General features: G+C 60.8%; 19 protein-coding genes and 1 other RNA gene. 6 read left to right on the top strand and 14 right to left on the bottom strand.

Going from position 1 to position 17,570, the window contains the following annotated elements; all coding sequences use genetic code 11:
- Nucleotides 1–92: 92 nt before the first annotated feature.
- Complete coding sequence (locus UB90_RS17950) at nt 93–905, bottom strand: TIGR00282 family metallophosphoesterase (protein ID WP_039982753.1); 813 nt, start codon at nt 903–905, stop codon at nt 93–95.
- Between the two features lie 287 nt (nt 906–1,192).
- Here UB90_RS17950 and UB90_RS17945 point away from each other — a divergent pair, with 287 nt between their 5' ends.
- The gene (locus UB90_RS17945) at nt 1,193–2,032 is read left to right on the top strand and encodes a 2OG-Fe(II) oxygenase (protein ID WP_065322618.1); all 840 of its coding nucleotides are present in this window, start codon (nt 1,193–1,195) and stop codon (nt 2,030–2,032) included.
- A 72-nt stretch (nt 2,033–2,104) separates the two neighbouring features.
- On the opposite strand, the gene UB90_RS17940 is transcribed toward UB90_RS17945, so the two are convergent.
- Both UB90_RS17940 and mgtE read right to left on the bottom strand, forming a co-directional pair.
- Entirely contained in the window at nt 2,105–2,692 is a 588-nt protein-coding gene (locus tag UB90_RS17940) for a 5-formyltetrahydrofolate cyclo-ligase (RefSeq protein ID WP_065325754.1), read from the bottom strand.
- Nucleotides 2,693–2,712: 20 nt separating this feature from the next.
- Nucleotides 2,713–4,101, bottom strand: a complete 1,389-nt coding sequence (gene mgtE, locus UB90_RS17935) for a magnesium transporter (RefSeq protein ID WP_046002801.1) — start codon at nt 4,099–4,101, stop codon at nt 2,713–2,715.
- Nucleotides 4,102–4,239: 138 nt separating this feature from the next.
- On the opposite strand from mgtE, the gene guaD reads away from it, so the two are divergent.
- Entirely contained in the window at nt 4,240–5,529 is a 1,290-nt protein-coding gene (guaD, locus tag UB90_RS17930; RefSeq protein WP_065325753.1) for a guanine deaminase, read from the top strand.
- A 127-nt stretch (nt 5,530–5,656) separates the two neighbouring features.
- Here the strand turns inward: guaD and UB90_RS17925 are convergent, their stop codons facing one another.
- From UB90_RS17925 to UB90_RS17915, 3 genes are all read right to left on the bottom strand, one after another.
- A complete protein-coding gene (locus UB90_RS17925) occupies nt 5,657–6,997 on the bottom strand; it encodes an 8-oxoguanine deaminase (protein ID WP_065325769.1) in 1,341 nt (446 codons plus the stop codon).
- A 181-nt stretch (nt 6,998–7,178) separates the two neighbouring features.
- Nucleotides 7,179–7,973, bottom strand: coding sequence for a histidinol-phosphatase (hisN, locus tag UB90_RS17920; protein ID WP_065325752.1), 795 nt, complete (start codon nt 7,971–7,973; stop codon nt 7,179–7,181).
- 161 nt (nt 7,974–8,134) lie between these two features.
- Nucleotides 8,135–8,509: a helix-turn-helix domain-containing protein gene (locus UB90_RS17915; RefSeq protein ID WP_005638576.1), complete on the bottom strand. Its 375-nt coding sequence runs from the start codon at nt 8,507–8,509 to the stop codon at nt 8,135–8,137.
- Nucleotides 8,510–8,875: 366 nt separating this feature from the next.
- Between UB90_RS17915 and UB90_RS17910 the strand changes: the two genes are divergently transcribed.
- A complete protein-coding gene (locus tag UB90_RS17910; RefSeq protein ID WP_065325751.1) occupies nt 8,876–9,850 on the top strand; it encodes an NADPH:quinone oxidoreductase family protein in 975 nt (324 codons plus the stop codon).
- Here the strand turns inward: UB90_RS17910 and UB90_RS17905 are convergent.
- Complete coding sequence (locus tag UB90_RS17905) at nt 9,819–10,736, bottom strand: LysR family transcriptional regulator (RefSeq protein ID WP_009177084.1); 918 nt, start codon at nt 10,734–10,736, stop codon at nt 9,819–9,821. The genes UB90_RS17910 and UB90_RS17905 overlap by 32 nt on opposite strands.
- A gap of 124 nt (nt 10,737–10,860) precedes the next feature.
- Here UB90_RS17905 and UB90_RS17900 point away from each other — a divergent pair, with 124 nt between their 5' ends.
- From UB90_RS17900 to UB90_RS17890, 3 genes are all read left to right on the top strand, one after another.
- Nucleotides 10,861–11,073 (top strand): DUF1127 domain-containing protein, encoded by a 213-nt coding sequence (locus UB90_RS17900; RefSeq protein WP_065325750.1) that lies wholly within the window; start codon nt 10,861–10,863, stop codon nt 11,071–11,073.
- Nucleotides 11,074–11,302: 229 nt separating this feature from the next.
- Complete coding sequence (locus UB90_RS17895) at nt 11,303–12,082, top strand: Bax inhibitor-1/YccA family protein (RefSeq protein ID WP_005630255.1); 780 nt, start codon at nt 11,303–11,305, stop codon at nt 12,080–12,082.
- A gap of 104 nt (nt 12,083–12,186) precedes the next feature.
- Complete coding sequence (locus UB90_RS17890; RefSeq protein WP_065325749.1) at nt 12,187–12,678, top strand: GNAT family N-acetyltransferase; 492 nt, start codon at nt 12,187–12,189, stop codon at nt 12,676–12,678.
- Nucleotides 12,679–12,837: 159 nt separating this feature from the next.
- Here the strand turns inward: UB90_RS17890 and UB90_RS23280 are convergent, their stop codons facing one another.
- The 7 genes from UB90_RS23280 to gatC form a co-directional block, all read right to left on the bottom strand.
- Nucleotides 12,838–12,963 (bottom strand): hypothetical protein, encoded by a 126-nt coding sequence (locus UB90_RS23280; RefSeq protein WP_009176384.1) that lies wholly within the window; start codon nt 12,961–12,963, stop codon nt 12,838–12,840.
- 241 nt (nt 12,964–13,204) lie between these two features.
- Nucleotides 13,205–13,372 carry a 50S ribosomal protein L33 gene (gene rpmG, locus UB90_RS17885; RefSeq protein ID WP_005630270.1) on the bottom strand — a complete coding sequence of 56 codons (168 nt, stop codon included), beginning with the start codon at nt 13,370–13,372 and terminating at the stop codon, nt 13,205–13,207.
- A 182-nt stretch (nt 13,373–13,554) separates the two neighbouring features.
- Nucleotides 13,555–13,983, bottom strand: an RNA gene (rnpB, locus tag UB90_RS17880) — RNase P RNA component class A.
- Nucleotides 13,984–14,100: 117 nt separating this feature from the next.
- On the bottom strand, nt 14,101–14,760 hold the full coding sequence (locus UB90_RS17875) for an N-acetylmuramoyl-L-alanine amidase (protein WP_065325748.1): 660 nt from the start codon (nt 14,758–14,760) through the stop codon (nt 14,101–14,103).
- Nucleotides 14,761–14,769: 9 nt separating this feature from the next.
- Complete coding sequence (locus tag UB90_RS17870; RefSeq protein ID WP_009176990.1) at nt 14,770–15,534, bottom strand: hypothetical protein; 765 nt, start codon at nt 15,532–15,534, stop codon at nt 14,770–14,772.
- A 52-nt stretch (nt 15,535–15,586) separates the two neighbouring features.
- The gene (gene gatA, locus UB90_RS17865) at nt 15,587–17,074 is read right to left on the bottom strand and encodes an Asp-tRNA(Asn)/Glu-tRNA(Gln) amidotransferase subunit GatA (RefSeq protein ID WP_065325747.1); all 1,488 of its coding nucleotides are present in this window, start codon (nt 17,072–17,074) and stop codon (nt 15,587–15,589) included.
- A 3-nt stretch (nt 17,075–17,077) separates the two neighbouring features.
- Nucleotides 17,078–17,365 (bottom strand): Asp-tRNA(Asn)/Glu-tRNA(Gln) amidotransferase subunit GatC, encoded by a 288-nt coding sequence (gene gatC / locus UB90_RS17860; RefSeq protein WP_005679979.1) that lies wholly within the window; start codon nt 17,363–17,365, stop codon nt 17,078–17,080.
- Between the last annotated feature and the right edge of the window lie 205 nt (nt 17,366–17,570).

Genomic DNA, 17,570 nt, shown 5'->3' with positions numbered 1-17,570 from the left:
CGTGCGCGGCCCGGCCCAACGGGAGGAAGGCTTTTGTCAAAAAGCATGACGACGGGCGGGAGGACCACCGGTTTTGCGTAGCGCGCCCGGGATTAAGGCGCGGCCTGCTGCAAGAGGCCACCCTGACGCACCATCTCGATGCGTTTGGCGGCACCGGTACGATCGTCGGTTTCCACATAAACGCCCGAAAGCGTTGCGGCACCGCTGGCGGGCGTAAAGCGCCCTTTGGGCATGCCAGTGAGGAAACGGCGCATCGGTTCCGCCTTATCCATGCCAATCACGGAATTATAGTCGCCGCACATACCCGCATCGGTCAGATAGGCGGTGCCGCCCTCAAGGATCTGCGCATCGCCCGTCGGCACATGGGTATGTGTCCCAACCACAAGCGACGCCTTACCATTGCAAAAATGCCCCATCGCCATCTTCTCGGAGGTGGCCTCGCAATGCATATCGACAATGATCGCCTGCGCCAGACCACCGCGTGGATGCGATTTCAGCACGCCCTCGACCGCCCCAAAAGGATCATCAAAGGCGCGTTTCATAAACACCTGCCCCAGCGCTTGCAGCACCAGAACCTTCTGACCGCCGCGTGCGGTGAACAGCCGATGCCCCCGCCCCGGTGCGCCCTTGGCAAAGTTCAGCGGCCGCACGATGCGGCTGTCCTGCTCGATGTACTGGAGCATGTCCTTTTGATCGAAGGCATGATCGCCAAGTGTCACGCAATCCGCGCCTGCCTCAAACAGGATCTTGGCATGTTCACCCGACAGCCCCATCCCGTTGGAGGCATTCTCGCCATTCACCACAACAAAATCGAGCCGCCACTCCTCGCGCAGACGCGGCAGGGTTTCGCTCACCGCCGCACGTCCCGCGCGGCCCATCACATCGCCAAGAAACAGAATTCGCATGCCCCCGGAATAGGCGCAGTGGCGGCGCGCCACAAGGGCAAAGCCTGCGGTTTTCTGCCCGCACTGTCGCGCCTGCGCGCAGACCGTACAGGCGTCACTGTTTTGCGCTGGCCAACAATCCCGCCCTTTGCGCAGAATTTCTCCCTCCTATCCTTATGGACCAACCGAAGATGTGCGGCTTTTTAATAAAAGAGTTGCGTACTGGCCGCAGGCCGACAAGTCTGACCCTTATATCCAAGCGCAGCCAATCCCAGCGCCGCTGTAATTTTTTCAGACGAGTCCAAAACATGTCCACACCGGTATTGAACCTTGATCCTGACACCCTCTTGATGGCTTCGCGCGATGCCCGTGCCGCCGCAGAGCCGCTGGCAGCGGAGTATCAAGCCCGCGCACCGTTCAATTATGGCGGTTACGACAACTTCCTGAACCCGGAAATTTTGGAGCGTGTGCGCGAGGAGCTGAAACAGCTGCCAGAAGCTGCCAACAGCTATGACCGCCCGCAAGAACGGCTGAAGACCTCTTATGTGCCCGAGCGCCTGCCAATGTATACGCGACAGTTGTTCTATGCACTGAACTCGCGCCCGGTGATTGCCTTTATCGAGGAACTCACCGGTATCAAAGGGCTGATCCCGGACCCTTATTTTGCAGGCGGCGGCATTCATGTGGTGGCCAATGGCGGCCATCTGGATATCCACGCGGATTTCAACCATCATGCGGGCCTCAATCTGGAACGCCGGGTCAATCTGCTGATTTATCTCAACAAGGATTGGCGCGAGGAATATGGCGGCTCCTTTGAGGTCTGGGATGAGAATATGTCTGGGAAACTGGCCAGTTACGTGCCGCTCTTTAACCGGATGTGCATGTTCTCCACCTCCTCCGAGAGCTGGCATGGCAACCCCGAGCCGGTGAATCACCCCGATGGCGAGCCGCGCATGTCGATTGCGCTTTATTACTACACCGCCACATGGGACAGCACCCGCAAGAGCCATACCACGCTGTTCAAACCGCGCCCCGGTTCAAAAGACCAGCGTGACCGTCAGGTGGCCCGCCGAGAGCTGCTGCAAGACCTGCTGCCACCGGTGATCCACCGCAAATTGGCATGGCGTCTGGAAAAGCTGGGGTTCTAAGTCGCCAGAACGACGACAGCCCAGCAGAGGCAACGCCGGGCGCGCGCCACGGCGCGCCATGCCGCCCCGAAACTATCCGCGTTTGTAATCCAGCACCCGGCTCTCGGTCACGATCATGTCGAGCGGCTGGTCGGTGGGCTCCAGTGGCAGGCCTTCGGCCTCTTGCGCGTCAAAGGCAAAGCCGATTGCGAGGGTGGCGCGGCGCGCGCGCAAACGTTCCAGCGTGCGGTCGTAAAAACCGCCGCCATAACCCAGCCGATTGCCCGCCGCGTCAAAGGCCACCAGCGGCACGATCAGAATTTCGGGGTCGAAATAATCGTCCAATTCCGGGACTTTGGCGCCAAAGGGGCCATCGCGCAGCGCGCCTTCTGGTTGCCAGCGGCTGAACTCCAGCGGCAGGCCTGCGCCCTGAATGACCGGCACGCCCACGGGACCATGGGCCGCGGCCTCGGCCATGACGGCCACCGGGTCGATCTCGGTGCGGATCGCCATATATCCCGCCAGCGGCACGCCGCGATAGCCCGCAAGCACCTCGGCCAGATGGCCCGCCGCGCCGGGGCGTTGCGCCTCAAACGCGCCCTTGCGACGCACAAAAGCCGCCTTGCGCGCCGCAGCCTTGATCGCCGCCAAATCGGCCGCATTGTGATCCGTCTCGCTCATGTCCTGCTCCTGCCGACCTGTTACAGCAGTACCGCACCCGCAAGGCCAAGGAAGGCAAAAAAGCCCACAACATCCGTCACCGTGGTCACAAATGCGCCCGAGGCCAGCGCCGGGTCGACACCGATACGGTCAAGAATAACCGGGATCACCGTTCCCGCGAGCCCCGCGACGACAAGGTTGATCACCATTGCGGCAGCGATCACCACCCCAAGCATCGGCGTGCCGAACCAGACCACCCCGATGATGCCCATCACCACTGCAAAGATGGCGCCATTGATCAGCCCCACCAGCACCTCGCGCCGGATCACCCGCCAGACGTTTGATCCCGTCAGGTCGCGGGTCGCCAGCGCGCGCACGGCCACCGTCAGAGATTGCGTCCCGGCATTGCCGCCCATGGAAGCCACGATGGGCATGAGCACCGCCAGCGCCACAAACTGCGCAATCGTTGCCTCAAACTGCGCGATCACCAATGAGGCAAAGATCGCGGTGACCAGATTGACCGCAAGCCAGGGAAAGCGCTGTTTGGTGGTCTCGGAAACCCGGTCCGAGAGGCTCCCCTCGCCGACACCGGCCAGTCGCAGGATGTCTTCTTCGTGTTCCTCGTCCAGCACCGCCATCGCATCGTCGATGGTAATGGCACCGACCAGCCGTCCGTCCTCATCCACCACCGGCGCAGAGATCAGGTGATACTGGTTGAAGGCATAGGCCACGTCTTCTTCGTCCTGCGCCGCCGGGATGACCTGAAAGGTCTCCTCGATGATCTCGATCAGGGGCTTGGTGCGGCGCGAACTCATCAGTCGCCCCAGGGTCACCTGCCCGACAGGATGCATACGGGGGTCGACGATGACCACGTGATAGAATTGCTCGGGCAGCTCTTCTGCCTCGCGCATATGGTCGATGGCCTGCCCCACGGTCCAGTGTTCGGGCGCGGTCACCACCTCGCGCTGCATCAGACGGCCTGCGGAGTTTTCCGGATAAGAGAGCGACTGCTCGATAGCGACCCGGTCACTGTCTTCGAGTGCGTCAAGAATCGCTTCTTGTTGTGGCTCTTCCAGATCCTCCAGAAGGTCGACCACATCGTCACTGTCCAGATCGCGCACCGCATCCGCCAGAACCTGCGGGGTCAGGGCGGAAATGACTTCCTCACGGATGGATTCATCCAGTTCCGACAGGATGTCGCCGTCGAACTCCTTGTCATAGAGCCGGATCAATCGGCCCCGATCAAACGCGTTGATCTGTTCCAAAAGGTCAGCGATGTCAGCCGGGTGCAGCGGCTCCATCAGCTCAACAAGCGCCTCGCGGTCGTCGCGATCCAGCGCAAAGAGGATCTGCGCGACCCGCTTACGATCCAGCTCGTAAGCGTCTTCGCCCGTGGGTTCTGTCTCGGGGGTGTTCTCGCCTGTGGTCATTCGCAGCCCTCCGGTTTACCTGAGTTACCTGTCTAAAGGATGCATGCGGGCAAAAACAACGGCCCATCAGCAATTTACCCTCACCGCGCAGAGCCCTATCCTCTGTGCAACTGATTTGACAACAGATGTGACACCGCAATGAAACAAGATCTCATTCTTCTGGGCCGGGTGCTGTCTTTTTCGGCATCCCCTTTTGATGCGGCCGGCCCGGAAGCCGCCGTGGAACAGCACGAGGCCATTGCCCTGCGCGGCGGCAAGATCGTGGCGCTTGGCAGCCGTGCTGCGCTCACCAAGGCGCTGCCAGAGGCGGAGATCGTTGATCACGGCAACAAGCTGATCCTACCGGGGTTTGTCGACGCGCATGTGCATTATCCGCAGACCGCGATCATCGCCAGCTGGGGCAAGCGGCTGATCGACTGGCTCAATACCTACACCTTCCCCGAGGAAATGCGGTTCGGCGATGCGGGGTATGCGGCAGAGATCGCGGCGCGCTATCTGGATCTGACCACTGCCTGCGGCACCACGACGGTGGCGAGCTACTGCACCATCCATCCCGAAAGCGTCGAGGCGCTGTTTCAGGCGGCGCAGGCGCGCGGGCAACGCGTGGTCGCTGGCAAAACCTGCATGGACCGCAACGCCCCCGAGGGCCTGCGGGATACGCCCCAGAGCGCCCATGACGACAGCGCCGCGCTGATCCAGCGCTGGCATGGTGTCGACCGGATTACTTATGCGATCACGCCACGGTTTTCGCCCACCTCAACGCCAGAACAGCTCGACGCACTCGGCGCACTTTGGGCCGCGCATCCCACCTGTCTGATGCAAACCCATCTGAGCGAGCAACTCGACGAGATTGAATGGGTGCGCAGCCTTTATCCCGAGGCGCGCGACTATCTCGACACTTACGAGCGTTTTGGCCTTCTGCGCGAGGGCGCCATCTTTGGCCACGCCATTCATCTGGAACCGCGCGAACGCGACCGGCTGCGCGAAACCCGCGCAAGCCTCATTCATTGCCCCACCTCCAACACCTTCATCGGCTCCGGCCTTTTTGACATGCAGGGGCTGATCCGTGAGGGTCAGCGCATTGGCCTCGCGACCGACACCGGCGGCGGGTCGAGCTTTTCAATGCTGCGCACCATGGCCGCCGCCTATGAGGTCGCTCAACTGCGCGGCACGCCTTTGCATGCGGCGCAACTGCTGTGGCTAGCGACCCAGGGCTCTGCCACGGCGCTCGGACTTCAGGACAAGGTCGGTAATCTCGCAGTGGGCATGGAGGCTGATCTCGTGGTGCTCGATCTTGCCTCAACCCCCGCCATTGCCCAGCGCGCCAATCGCGCGACTGATCTCTGGGAAGCGCTGTTCCCGACGCTGATGATGGGCGATGATCGCGCCATCGCAGAGGTCCGCATCAATGGCCGCAAGGCCCACTGAAGGCCCCGCTGAAACCCCAATGAAATAACAAAGGGCGGCGCCACGGCGCCACCCCAAGCTCTTCTAACTCAAAATATCCCGGAGCGCGAGGCAGAGCCTCGCATCCTCCAACCTTCAAACCAAACGCTCAGGCCCCGTTGGCCAGAGCTTGCGTCATCTCACCATGTCGACGGATCACCGCCGAGAGGTCCAGCGTGGTCATGCGGCCCCAAGCCACCACCTGCCGCCCCTCGACAAAGAGGTCGCGCACCTGTCGCGGCCCCGCCAGAACCAATGCCGCCGGATCCCAGCTTCCGCTCGACGCAAGGCCCGAGACATCCCAGACCGCCAGATCCGCGCGTTTGCCGACCGCAATACGCCCGCAGTCCCGCCGACCCAACACATCCGCACCGCCCCGGGTGGCAATCTCCAGCGCCTCATAAGCGGACATGGCATCCGCGCCGTTGGCGACCCGCTGCAGCAACATCGCCTGTCGCGCCTCGTCCCAGAGGTTGGCAATATCGTTGCTGGCAGATCCGTCCACCCCCAGCCCCACTTTGACGCCCGCATCCCGCATTTGGCGCACTGGCGCGATACCGCTGCCAAGGCGACAGTTGGAACACGGACAATGGGCCACGCCCGTGCGTGTTTTGGCAAAGAGATCAATCTCTTCCACGTCCAGTTTCACGCAATGCGCGTGCCAGACATCATCGCCAGTCCAGCCCAGTTCCTCGGCGTATTGACCGGGGCGGCAGCCAAATTGCGCCTCGCTATAGGCGATGTCCTCGTCATTTTCCGCCAGATGGGTGTGCAGCATCACGCCCTTGTCGCGCGCCAGCACCGCCGCGTCGCGCATCAGCTCCCGGCTGACCGAGAATGGCGAACAGGGTGCCAGCCCCACCCGGCACATGGAGCCTTCGCTGGGATCGTGAAACGCATCCACCACCCGGATCATATCCTCAAGGATGTCGGCTTCGCGCTCCACCAGAGCATCGGGCGGCAGGCCGCCGTCGCTTTCACCGATGCTCATCGCGCCTCGGGTGGGATGAAACCGCAGCCCCACCTCGGCGGCGGCATGAATGGTGTCGTCCAGCCGTCCACCGTTGGGAAAGAGATAGAGATGATCCGAGGTCAGGCTACACCCCGACAACGCCAGTTCTGCCAGACCAAGCTGGGTCGAGACCTGCAAATGCTGCGGCCCCATGCGCGACCAGATCGGATAAAGGGTCTGCAACCACCCAAACAGCAGCGCATCCTGCCCACCCGGCACAGCGCGGGTGAGGTTTTGATAGAGGTGGTGATGGGTGTTGACGAGCCCCGGCGTCACCACGGTGCCGCTGGCATCCACGGTCGCCTCTGCCCCTTGCAGGCCCTGCCCGATCTCAACAATCACACCGTCCCGCACCCGGATGTCGGCGGATTTCAACACCCGCCGGTCATCATCCATGGTCAGCAGGGTTTCGGCATTTTTCAAAAGAAAATCAGTCACGACTTCACGCTCCAAAATCTGCCCGTTTCATAAGGTGGAGGTGAAGAGACGCCGACGGAATACGGGCAAAGGACTCGGCGCAGATCTATTGCTATCCCAGCCGCCGCCAAAAGAGCAAGTCAGGCAATCCGTTAAACAGCTTCTGCAATTGCCCTGAAAACATGCGCTTGCCCGTGATCCATCACGCGCGCTGCAACAATGCCAGTGCCGCTGCGTGAATTTCCGGGTTTGCAGCAGCAAGTGCGCGACCGCCATCATGGGCCGGGCCGCCCTCCCAATTGGTGACAATGCCGCCTGCGGCCTCGATCACCGCGATGGGGGCCTGGATATCATAGGCGTTTAATCCAGCCTCGATCACCAGATCCACAGTTCCTGCCGCCAATAGCGCATAGGCGTAGCAATCCATGCCAAAGCGGGTCAGTTTGACGTGGCGCGCGACACGTTCAAACCCGGCGCGATCCTCGGTGGTGCCAACCTCCGGGAAGGTGGTGAACAGGATGGCATCCTCAAGCGCATTGGTCTTTCGGGTTTGCAACGGGCGCGTGCCATAGGGGCCGATCACCTGAGCATGCCCCCGGCAGCCCTCGAACCGCTCACCGATATAGGGCTGGTCAATGACGCCCAGCATCGGACCGTTTGCATCCGACAGCGCAATCAGCACCCCCCAAGTGGGTGTACCACTGATGAAACCGCGCGTGCCATCGATCGGGTCAAGCACCCATGTCCGCCCGCTATCGCCTGTCGTGGGCGCAAATTCTTCGCCCAGAATACTGTCTTCGGGGCGCAACTCCGCCAGCACGGCGCGCATGGCCTCTTCGGCGGCGCGATCCGCAACTGTCACCGGATCAAAACCCGCATCCAATTTATTGTCTGCGGTGGTGGCCGTGTTACGAAAATGCGGCAAGATCGCTTCTCGGGCCGCATCCGCCAAACGGCGCGCGACTTCCAGATCGGAGAGATTGGCGGAATAGGTCATGACACGAGGCCCCAGTCATTGAATTGGCAAGCCTCAATCGCGTGCCATGACAGACGTGAGTATTTCAAGTCCAAAGCACGGGGGCACGCAACCGGGCGCGCGGCCTGCGCATGAAAAAGGCCGCGCAATGCGGCCTAGATCCTTCGTAGTCAGCTGTTGTCTCAGGCGACGTCGCTGAGGACGCGCGCAAGTTCGAACAGTCGGCGACGCTGGTTTTCCGGGATAGCGTAGTAAGACCGCACCAGATCCAGCGCTTCCTTGTCGCCCATAAGATCCGCAGGAACGCGGGCTTTTTCGGGAACCACTTTCGCAGTTTCATCCTGCAGCCCTTCAAAGAAGAAGCTGATATTTACATCCAGCGCGTCAGAAATATCCCAAAGCCGGGAAGCACTGACGCGGTTTGCGCCGGTTTCGTACTTCTGGATCTGTTGGAATTTAATCCCAACCTTTTCTGCCAATTGCTGCTGGGTCATGCCAATAAGCCAGCGACGGTGCCGAATGCGTTTGCCAACGTGAATGTCGACGGGATGTGCCATTTGTAGTATCTCCCAGCTACGGCCTCCAGAAAACTGGTGTGCGGCGCGAAGTTCTACGCCGCAAACCACTGTTCCGGACCCGCATACCGATGGCGCACAAGCCGACATCGGGATCTTTTGGTTAGGGTCAGAAGTTCAGTTATGTGGAAAGTGTACGCTCTTCGTGGTTGAATACAAGTTTTCCAACACGCGCTCTACGAGCCTCGGCAGGCAAATATATGATTTTATGCATCAAAAATTATCGCGAAAGACGGTACAAATACGGTTTGCTGCCACTCACCATAAATGGCGAGGCGTGAAATCGGTGTCAAAACATTCATCTTTGATTCGAATCACTCAAGTCGGAAAATAACGAGGGAAACCAAAATGCTATCCTTTCGTATAGTAAACCATGGGCAGAGTGGAAATCTGATTGAAACGCCAATTCCACCTCTGGGCCCGGATCAGATCGCTGTTGAAATCCATGCCTGCGCCCTGAACTTTGCCGACCTATTAATGATCAAGGGGAATTATCAGGATACGCCTCCCCTTCCCTTTACACCGGGATTGGAATGCGCGGGACGGGTCACCGCAATAGGTGCGCAAATTTCGGAATTTGAAATCGGCGACCGCGTCGCGGTATTTAGCGGCCAAGATGGATTGGCGGAAATGGGCGTATTTGACGCCAGCCGCGCAGTGCATATTCCCGAAAATGTTAGTTATGACGCTGCGGCTGCGTCCTTGATCGCCTATGGCACCAGCCTGCTTGCCTTGGAGCATCTGGCCAAGGTGCAACCCGGAGAGCGCCTGCTGGTGACCGGTGCTGCCGGGGGCGTGGGGCTCACGGCGGTTGAGATCGGGAAACTCTTGGGGGCAGAGGTGATCGCGCAGGCGCGCGGTCCAGAAAAGCTCAGGGTGGCGCAAGCGGCGGGAGCGGACCATCTGATCGACGCCACCGAGGATCTGCGCCAACGGGTCAAGGATCTGGGCGGCGCGGATGTGGTCTATGACGCGGTGGGCGGTGACATCTGGCAGGCTGCCTTTCGCGCCACCAATCCCGGCGGTCGGCTGCTGCCTATCGGATTCGCAGGCGGTGAGGTGCCGCAAATTCCGGCCAATCACCTGCTGGTCAAGAACCTGACAGTGTTTGGCTTTTACCTCGGTGGGCTGGTGAAACTGCGCCCCGAGCTGGGGCGACAGACCTTTGAGCGACTAATGCAGTGGCTGGCCGAAGGGCGGATCACGCCGCATATCAGTCACCGGCTGCCCCTGTGTGAGACGGCGCAAGGCTTGGAACTCATCCGCAGCCGCGCCGCCACCGGCAAGGTCATCATGCAACCCCAAGCTGGGCTCCGGCGCTGACCATTTCGGTTCCCACGGCGCGCAATCCAGGTTGCGAAAGCCCGGCAAACCCCTGACGGATCAGGCCTGCGAGGTGGTCGACATATTGCGCCCGTGCCCGCTCTGCGCCGTAGAGGTTGATGTGCTGGACCGGCAATCGTGGCAGGCTGCCACCGTGGTCGATCACCTGCTGATGCGCAGGCTGGGTGCCCTCAAGCAGCACACCAACGGCCAGATCTGCGCTGACGGTGGCCTCCACGGTGCGGTCAGACTCGCTGTCCACCGCCATTTCCCACGGGATACCCGCATCATCGAGCGCAGCCGTTGCCAACCCACGGAAGATACAATTGCGGCAGAACCCGATCCGAAGCGGGCGCTGGCGCCACGTCTGCCCACCCAGCGCGCCAATCCATTGGAGCGGCATCTGGTGGATGGCCTCTCCGCCCGCGCCGGCGGCTGTTTCGGTGGTCACAATGAGGTCAAACCGTCCCTGATCGAAGTCCATCTTCAGATCGCGCGTGTTCGAGGTACATAGGTTCACCTTCACGCGCGGGAACTGCACATTAAAGCGCTGCATCACCATCGGGATCACCGGATGCACCACATCATGGGGTACCCCCAGCGTTACCTCCCCCTCAAAGGCCTGATCGGTCAGGCGGGTGATGATCTCGTCATTGAGGCTCAGCATCTTGCGCGCAAAGCCCAAGAGCTGCTCGCCTGCGGCTGTCAGACCGATATTACGCCCGGAACGATCCAGAAGTTCGACCCCCAGCATCTCTTCGAGACGTTTGAGCTGCATGGACACAGCCGACTGGGTCAGATGCAGAAAAGACGCCGCACGCGTGACGCCGCCAGTGTCGGCAACCGCCACAAAAGAACGCAGCGTGGTTATGTCCAAATTTCTCATCATCACACCTTTTGATGGATCACTTCAAAATCATTCGTTTTGAGAATGTATGTGCCTTCGGTATACATCAATATCAGTGATGCAATCAAGCGCATCCATCACAAAACAATCTCAGGAGGCCATCATGGCGAATTGCATTGAACACAGCCGCCCCGTCTATCTGCGGCGCCCCTCGCTCTATTTATACATCGCTAAGATGTTCGCGCTGCGCCGCCAGCGTATGCATTTGGCCGAACTCAGCGATGAGCAGCTGAAAGACGTCGGCCTGACCCGCGAGGCTGCGGACGCCGAGGCACGCCGCAAAGCATGGGATGCACCGCAATACTGGTTGAGCTGAGGTGCGCTCAGTGCAGACCAAGAATAGAGCCAAAAAACGGCCGGAACCGGCTCACCCCGCTAAGCGGATCCGGTTCCGGTAAAAAACTTGCCAAACTGCCGTTCATTTTACCTCGATTGCAGGCCCGAACCTCTTGAACCTGCGGGCGCAAAAGCCAATATTTGAGGCAACAGGCAGATCCGCGTCGCGGGTGTGCTCTGAGGGAGAATCTAGACGGAGACCATGACACATGGCACAGTTTGACAGCATTCGATCTGCTGCCGGCGCGCGCAGCGCCGAGATCGACGCCGGGCTTCGCGCCCACATGAACAAAGTCTACGGCACCATGTCCGTGGGCACACTTATTACCTTCCTCGCCGCTTGGGCGATTGCAGGCCTGTCGGTTACCTCTGACCCGGCCAATGCCGTCGCGCAGCTGAGCTCTGACAGCTATCTGACCAACTTCGGCTACGCGATCTATGCGTCGCCGCTGAAATGGGTGATCATGTTCGCCCCGCTGGCCTTTGTCTTCTTTGGCTTTGGCGCTGCCGTGAACCGTCTGTCCGCCGCTGGCGTTCAGGTTGTCTTCTACGCTTTTGCCGCACTGATGGGTCTGTCGATCTCTTCGATCTTCGTGACCTTCACCGGTGAAAGCATCGCGCAGGTGTTCCTGGTGACCTCCATCGCCTTTGCGGGTCTGTCGCTGGTGGGTTACACCACCAAGAAAGACCTCTCCGGCATGGGTTCGTTCCTGATCATGGGTCTGATCGGCCTGATCGTGGCGTCGGTTGTGAACATCTTCCTCGCGTCCTCCGCGATGGCGTTTGCAATCTCCGTGATCGGTGTTCTGATCTTTGCGGGCCTCACCGCTTATGACACCCAGCGCATCAAGAACGACTACCTGCAGATGGCACATGCTGGCGATCAGGAATGGCTTGGCAAGGCTGCCGTCATGGGCGCGCTGAGCCTCTATCTGGACTTCATCAACATGTTCATGATGCTGCTCCAGCTGCTCGGGAACCGCGAATAACCGCAACTTCCCAACTTACAGACAGCCGGGGCGGATCAGATTGATCCGCCCCTTTTCATTTTCAGACCCCTGATTTGATTTCGACACGACCCAAGGATTGACCGATGAAGATTGAACCCATTGGCCCAGAGCGGGCCACGCTCTTGGTGCCACTGCTGCAGGACTTGCACGCGCTCCACGTCGAGCACCAGCCTGAACGCCACACACCTGACCCCGCGGACGCTGATCTTTGTGCATGGTTGCAAGAGTGGCTGGAGAAACCAGAGATTTGCGCCCTCGCCGCCATCAGCCCTCAGGACGCCGTTATGGGGTATCTGATCTATGGGATGGAGGATCGCCCCGCCCTGCCCGTACGCCCGGCAGAGCGCCGCGCAACGGTGCACCACATAGCCGTCACCCCCGCACTGCGCCAGATCGGGGTGGGCAAGGCGCTTATGACGCGAATGAAACAGGACGCACTTGAGAAAGGGGCCGATGTGATCGGCGTGACCTACGCGCCCTTCAACGCGGCCTCAGCCGCATTGATGCGTCATTTTGGGCTGGAGCCGGTTCTCACCATGGCAGAGTGGCGCAAGGACCGCGAAACCAAGTCCTGATGGCTCGCCCTGCCGGAGGCGCATTTCGCGCCCCGGTGCATCAATGGTGGGCCTGCTTCAATCCGGTTGAACCTTGGCATGGTTCCCTTCAACGGCGCTCGTCAGGGGTGTTAACTTCCGTTAAATCAATCGATGCGCGAGGCAGCCCGTCTGCACAGATCAGAGCGCTTTGACATCAACAACTGTCGGGGCTTTCAGCACTGCGACGGTTTCTTGCTGTTCGGTCAGTGCCACGGCTGCAGGCAACAACAACATCAGCGCAGACAATCCAATCAGGCTTTTCATAAGATCACCCTCTCCACTCTCTAACTTTCACACCACGCCTAGAGGTCTGACCGCGAAATAGGGCAGGAATGTGCAGATCCCACGGCCAAGGCCCGGCACAGATTCTGCATTTTAGATAAGCGCGACACCGATCCCTGCGGGCAAACCCTGCGCTGCGCATATGATCTGTGCTGCACAACAAAAAAGGCCGCGCCCGATGCGCGACCTTTTTTAGACTGAGATCCAATGGACCCCGAAAGGCTTACTTGATTTTGCCTTCTTTGTACTCGACGTGCTTGCGCGCGACCGGGTCGTATTTACGAACGGTCATTTTCTCGGTCATGGTGCGCGCGTTTTTCTTGGTCACGTAGAAGTGGCCCGTGCCCGCGGTCGAGTTCAGGCGGATTTTGATGGTCGTCGGCTTCGCCATTGTGCTTCTCCTGCGTCCGAAAAGGCAGGGGGCCTCTCGGGTCTAATTCCTATATGAGCGTGCGCTTTTACCTTTGTGGTGGCGAGTGTCAATAGGATTCGCCCGGCTAAATTGCAGCTCTTACTAAAATCGCGCTTTAGGGGCGGATTACGATGCTGTCGCGCCTCGAAGGGCTGCGTATTTTGCGCAGAGAGCCTATAAGCCGGATCTTGTTCCCCCTGCCCCGAAAGGCAAGGTTTGATGACCATTCTTCTGGGACGCCCGTTGCCGGACGCCTCTAGCTGCCAACCCGGCCTCTCTCGGGTGAAACATCCCTAGCGGCGGTCTCGGTTGCCCGACCCGGCCCGCGCGGAGGCCCTATTTGGCATTGCTCCCGGTGGGGCTTGCCGTGCCACCCCTGTTGCCAGCGGTGCGGTGGGCTCTTACCCCACCGTTTCATCCTTACCCCGTCGCATCCTTTGGCGAACCTCCAGAGCGGCGAGGCGGTCTCATTTCTGTGGCGCTTTCCGTCAGGTTGCCCTGCCCGGGCGTTACCCGGCACCGTTGTTTCAGGGAGTCCGGACTTTCCTCGCGGGGGCTTGATGCCCCAACGCGGCCATCCGGCTCTCTGCGCGCGGTCTGCCTACGCCTGCATCGGCGCTGCGTCAAGGTGGAGCGGCTGAGAGGGGCGTTGCCCCTCTGCGCGGATGCGCATTCCCCCCAGGATATTTGACGTTAGAAGATAAAGGTCAGTCCATGAGGGGAGTAAGGTCTGCGTCACAGAGCGGTCCCTGCCCCCATGGACGGTAGCGCAGGCGCACTGTTTCGAGGAGCGTGGCGTCATCTGCTTTGGCCGTAAAGCCGCAAGCCTTGGCGGCGTCGCGAAAGCTCTGCGGTGTAGCGGCGGTTGCGGCATGTGACCGGCTGGCAGGCCGCGCATATCCAAGGGTCTCCAGCCGCTGCCAGTCGAAGCGCGGCCCCGGATCCCATTTGCGCCCGGGCGCAAGGTCTGAATGGCCAATCACACCCTCGGGCGCAATGTTCCAGCGGGTCATGATGTGTGGCAGAAGGGTTTCCAGCCTGTGCATTTGCGGCTCGGAGAACGGATGATCGCCGCGATTGTCCAACTCAATCCCGATAGAGCGTGAATTGATGTCCTGCTGCCCCGCCCATTCGCCTGCGCCTGCGTGCCAGGCGCGTTGGTCCTCTTCGACCATTTGCCAAAGTCTGCCATCGCCGCCGATCAGATAATGAGCCGAGACCTCATATGCGGGATCACATAGCCGTGTGAGTGCGGCATCTGCGCTCTGCATTGCGGTGTAATGCAGCACGATCAGATGGGGGCGCAGGCCCTCACGCCGTGGCCCGTAATTGGGACTCGGATGCCAGATCGGGGAGACATCAGACATGTGTTCGGCTTAGTCGCCCTGCGCGCGCACAGCGGCGCGAAACGGGGCCGGATCCCAGCCACAGGCGTAGCCATCCCCATCCGGGTCCAGCGCCTTGCGGTCCCGTTTTGGCCCACCCATCTCAAGAAATGCGGTCTGCGCGAGATCGGCAGAGGCATATTCCGCGCAGTGGCGCTGCGAACGGGCCTGCAGGTTGATCCCGGTGCGGCTATAGATCCGCTGACCGCGGGGATTGGAGGTCGACAGCGCGTAGCGCACGATATTGGGCGCCAGATCCTGCGGGCGGTCTGGTACAGCCGTGGGGGTGACCACCTGATATTGCGCGCGCTGGCGTGCGATGCGCTCAGCGTCACTCTCGATGGTTTGACGGGCGGCGACGGCCTCGAAATTATTCTCGTCCGACAGGTTGGGGTTACCGACCAGTGCGGGTGCCGGGTTCGAGGGGCTGGCTTCCAGCGGGGCCTGACCTGAGTTCTGACCAGCGGCTGAAATCGCTGCTGCGGCCTCTCTGGCGATGTCGTCATTTGCAGTTGCGGCAGCCCCGGCGGAGGGGCGGGGCTGCTGCCAGTTGGCGTTTGTTCCAGACGTTTCAGTCGACAGGCGAGATGCGGGCACCAGAGGTGCGCCGTTCAGGGTGCGGCCTGCTTCGACCTCGGGCGGAGCGTTAAAGGGACTTGTTGCGTCCCCTACCCCTGCCGCGCTGTCGGGGACCTGCGGGCTGCAGGCCACCAGTGCCATCGCGCTGACCGCGATCAAAAATCCCGAAACTCGCATCTGCGTCACCTGTCTGCTCAGTCTAGCTTTTCACTCTTCTTAGCGATGTGTTTTACCACCACTGCGCAGGCTTGGCTACAAATCCGGCGGATTGCTCCAGCGCATAGGCGGTATTCAGAAGATCCCCTTCTTCCCACGGCCGCCCGATCAGCTGCAGTCCCAGCGGCAGACCTTGAGTGTCGACACCGGTTGGCACCGAAATACCGGGCAGGCCTGCAAGGTTCACGGTGACGGTGAAGACATCGTTCAGGTACATCTTGACCGGATCTTCGTCATTCATCTCGCCAAGGCCAAAGGCCGCAGAGGGCGTCGCCGGGGTCAGGATCGCGTCCACACCGGCGGCAAAAGCATCCTCGAAGTCCTTTTTGATCAAGGTGCGAACCTTGCGCGCGCGGTTGTAATAAGCGTCGTAGAACCCCGCCGACAGCACATAGGTACCGACCATCACGCGGCGCTGCACCTCGTGGCCAAACCCTTCGGCGCGGGTTTTCTCGTACATCTCGGTGATGCCGTCACCCTGCGCCAGCGTCGCGCGGTGGCCGTAGCGCACGCCATCATAGCGCGCGAGGTTCGAAGAGGCCTCAGCCGGGGCGATCACGTAATAGGCAGGCAGCGCGTATTTTGTGTGCGGCAGCGAGATGTCTACGATCTCGGCGCCCGCAGCCTTGAGCATCGCTGCGCCCTCGTCCCAGAGCTTGGCAATCTCGGCGGGCATGCCGTCCATGCGATATTCGCGCGGGATGCCGATTTTCTTGCCCTTGATGTCGCCGGTCAGCATCGCCTCGAAGTTGGGGACCGCGAGGTCTGCGGAAGTCGAATCCTTGGCGTCATAGCCACACATGGCCTCAAGCATGATGGCCGCGTCGCGCACGTTCTTGGTCATCGGCCCGGCCTGATCCAGCGATGAAGCAAAGGCCACGATGCCCCAGCGCGAGCAGCGCCCGTAGGTGGGTTTGATGCCGACGGTGCCAGTAAAGGCCGCAGGCTGGCGGATCGATCCACCCGTATCAGTGCCGGTTGCCGCAAGGCACAGGTCTGCCGCCACAGCCGCCGCCGAGCCGCCCGAAGACCCACCGGGGGTCAGCGGGGTCTCTTCCGCGCCGCGCCGCCATGGGCTGATGGCATTGCCATAGGCGGAGGTCTCGTTCGACGAGCCCATAGCAAATTCGTCCATGTTCAGCTTGCCGAGCATCACCGCGCCTGCGTCCTGCAATTTCTGCGAGACGGTGGATTCATATTCGGGCTTGAACCCCTTGAGGATGTTCGACGCCGCCTGACTGTCGACACCTTTGGTGCAGAACAGATCCTTGATTCCGATGGGCAGACCACACATGGCGGGTGCGTCGCCTTCTTTGATGCGCGCATCCGCCGCCTTGGCACGCTCCAGCGCGATCTCGGGGGTTTTATGCACAAACGCATTGAGCGCATCTGCCCCGTCGATGGCCTTGAGGCAGGCTTCGGTGAGTTCCACAGAGGTGGTGTCACCCTTACGCAGCAGATCGCGGGCCTCTGCAAGGCCCAGTTTATTCAGGTCAGACATGTCTTACTCCACAACCTTGGGCACAGCAAAGAAGCCTTCGCGGGCATCGGGGGCATTGGCCAGCACCTTGTCCTGCTGGTTGCCGTCGGTGACCACATCTTCGCGGCGCTTGAGGCGCTGCGGGGTGACGGAGGTCATCGGTTCGACGCCCTCGACATCCACTTCATTCAGTTGCTCGATGAACCCGAGGATCGTGTTGAACTCCTCTGCCAGCGCAGGCAGAGCGTCCTCTTCGACCTTGATCCGGGCCAGTTTGGCCACTTTCGCGGCTGTGCTTTGGTCAATCGACATCAATAACCCTCATCTCGTCTTGTCCACGCGTTTACCGCTCGTGCCTGCGCGCCGCAAGCCTGCCTTGGGAATTCTCCGCCCGCATATCCAAATCCCACCGCCAACTGAGGTGTTTCGCATCGGGCTTTGCCCGATGCGACCCGCGCGCGGACAGCAAAGCTGTCCGCGCGCGCTCGGCCCAACGGATCGCAAGGCCCCAAAGGGG

It is taken from the genome of Tritonibacter mobilis (assembly GCF_001681715.1).
Lineage (GTDB): Bacteria > Pseudomonadota > Alphaproteobacteria > Rhodobacterales > Rhodobacteraceae > Epibacterium > Epibacterium mobile.
This window is presented reverse-complemented; position numbering and strand designations above follow the sequence as displayed.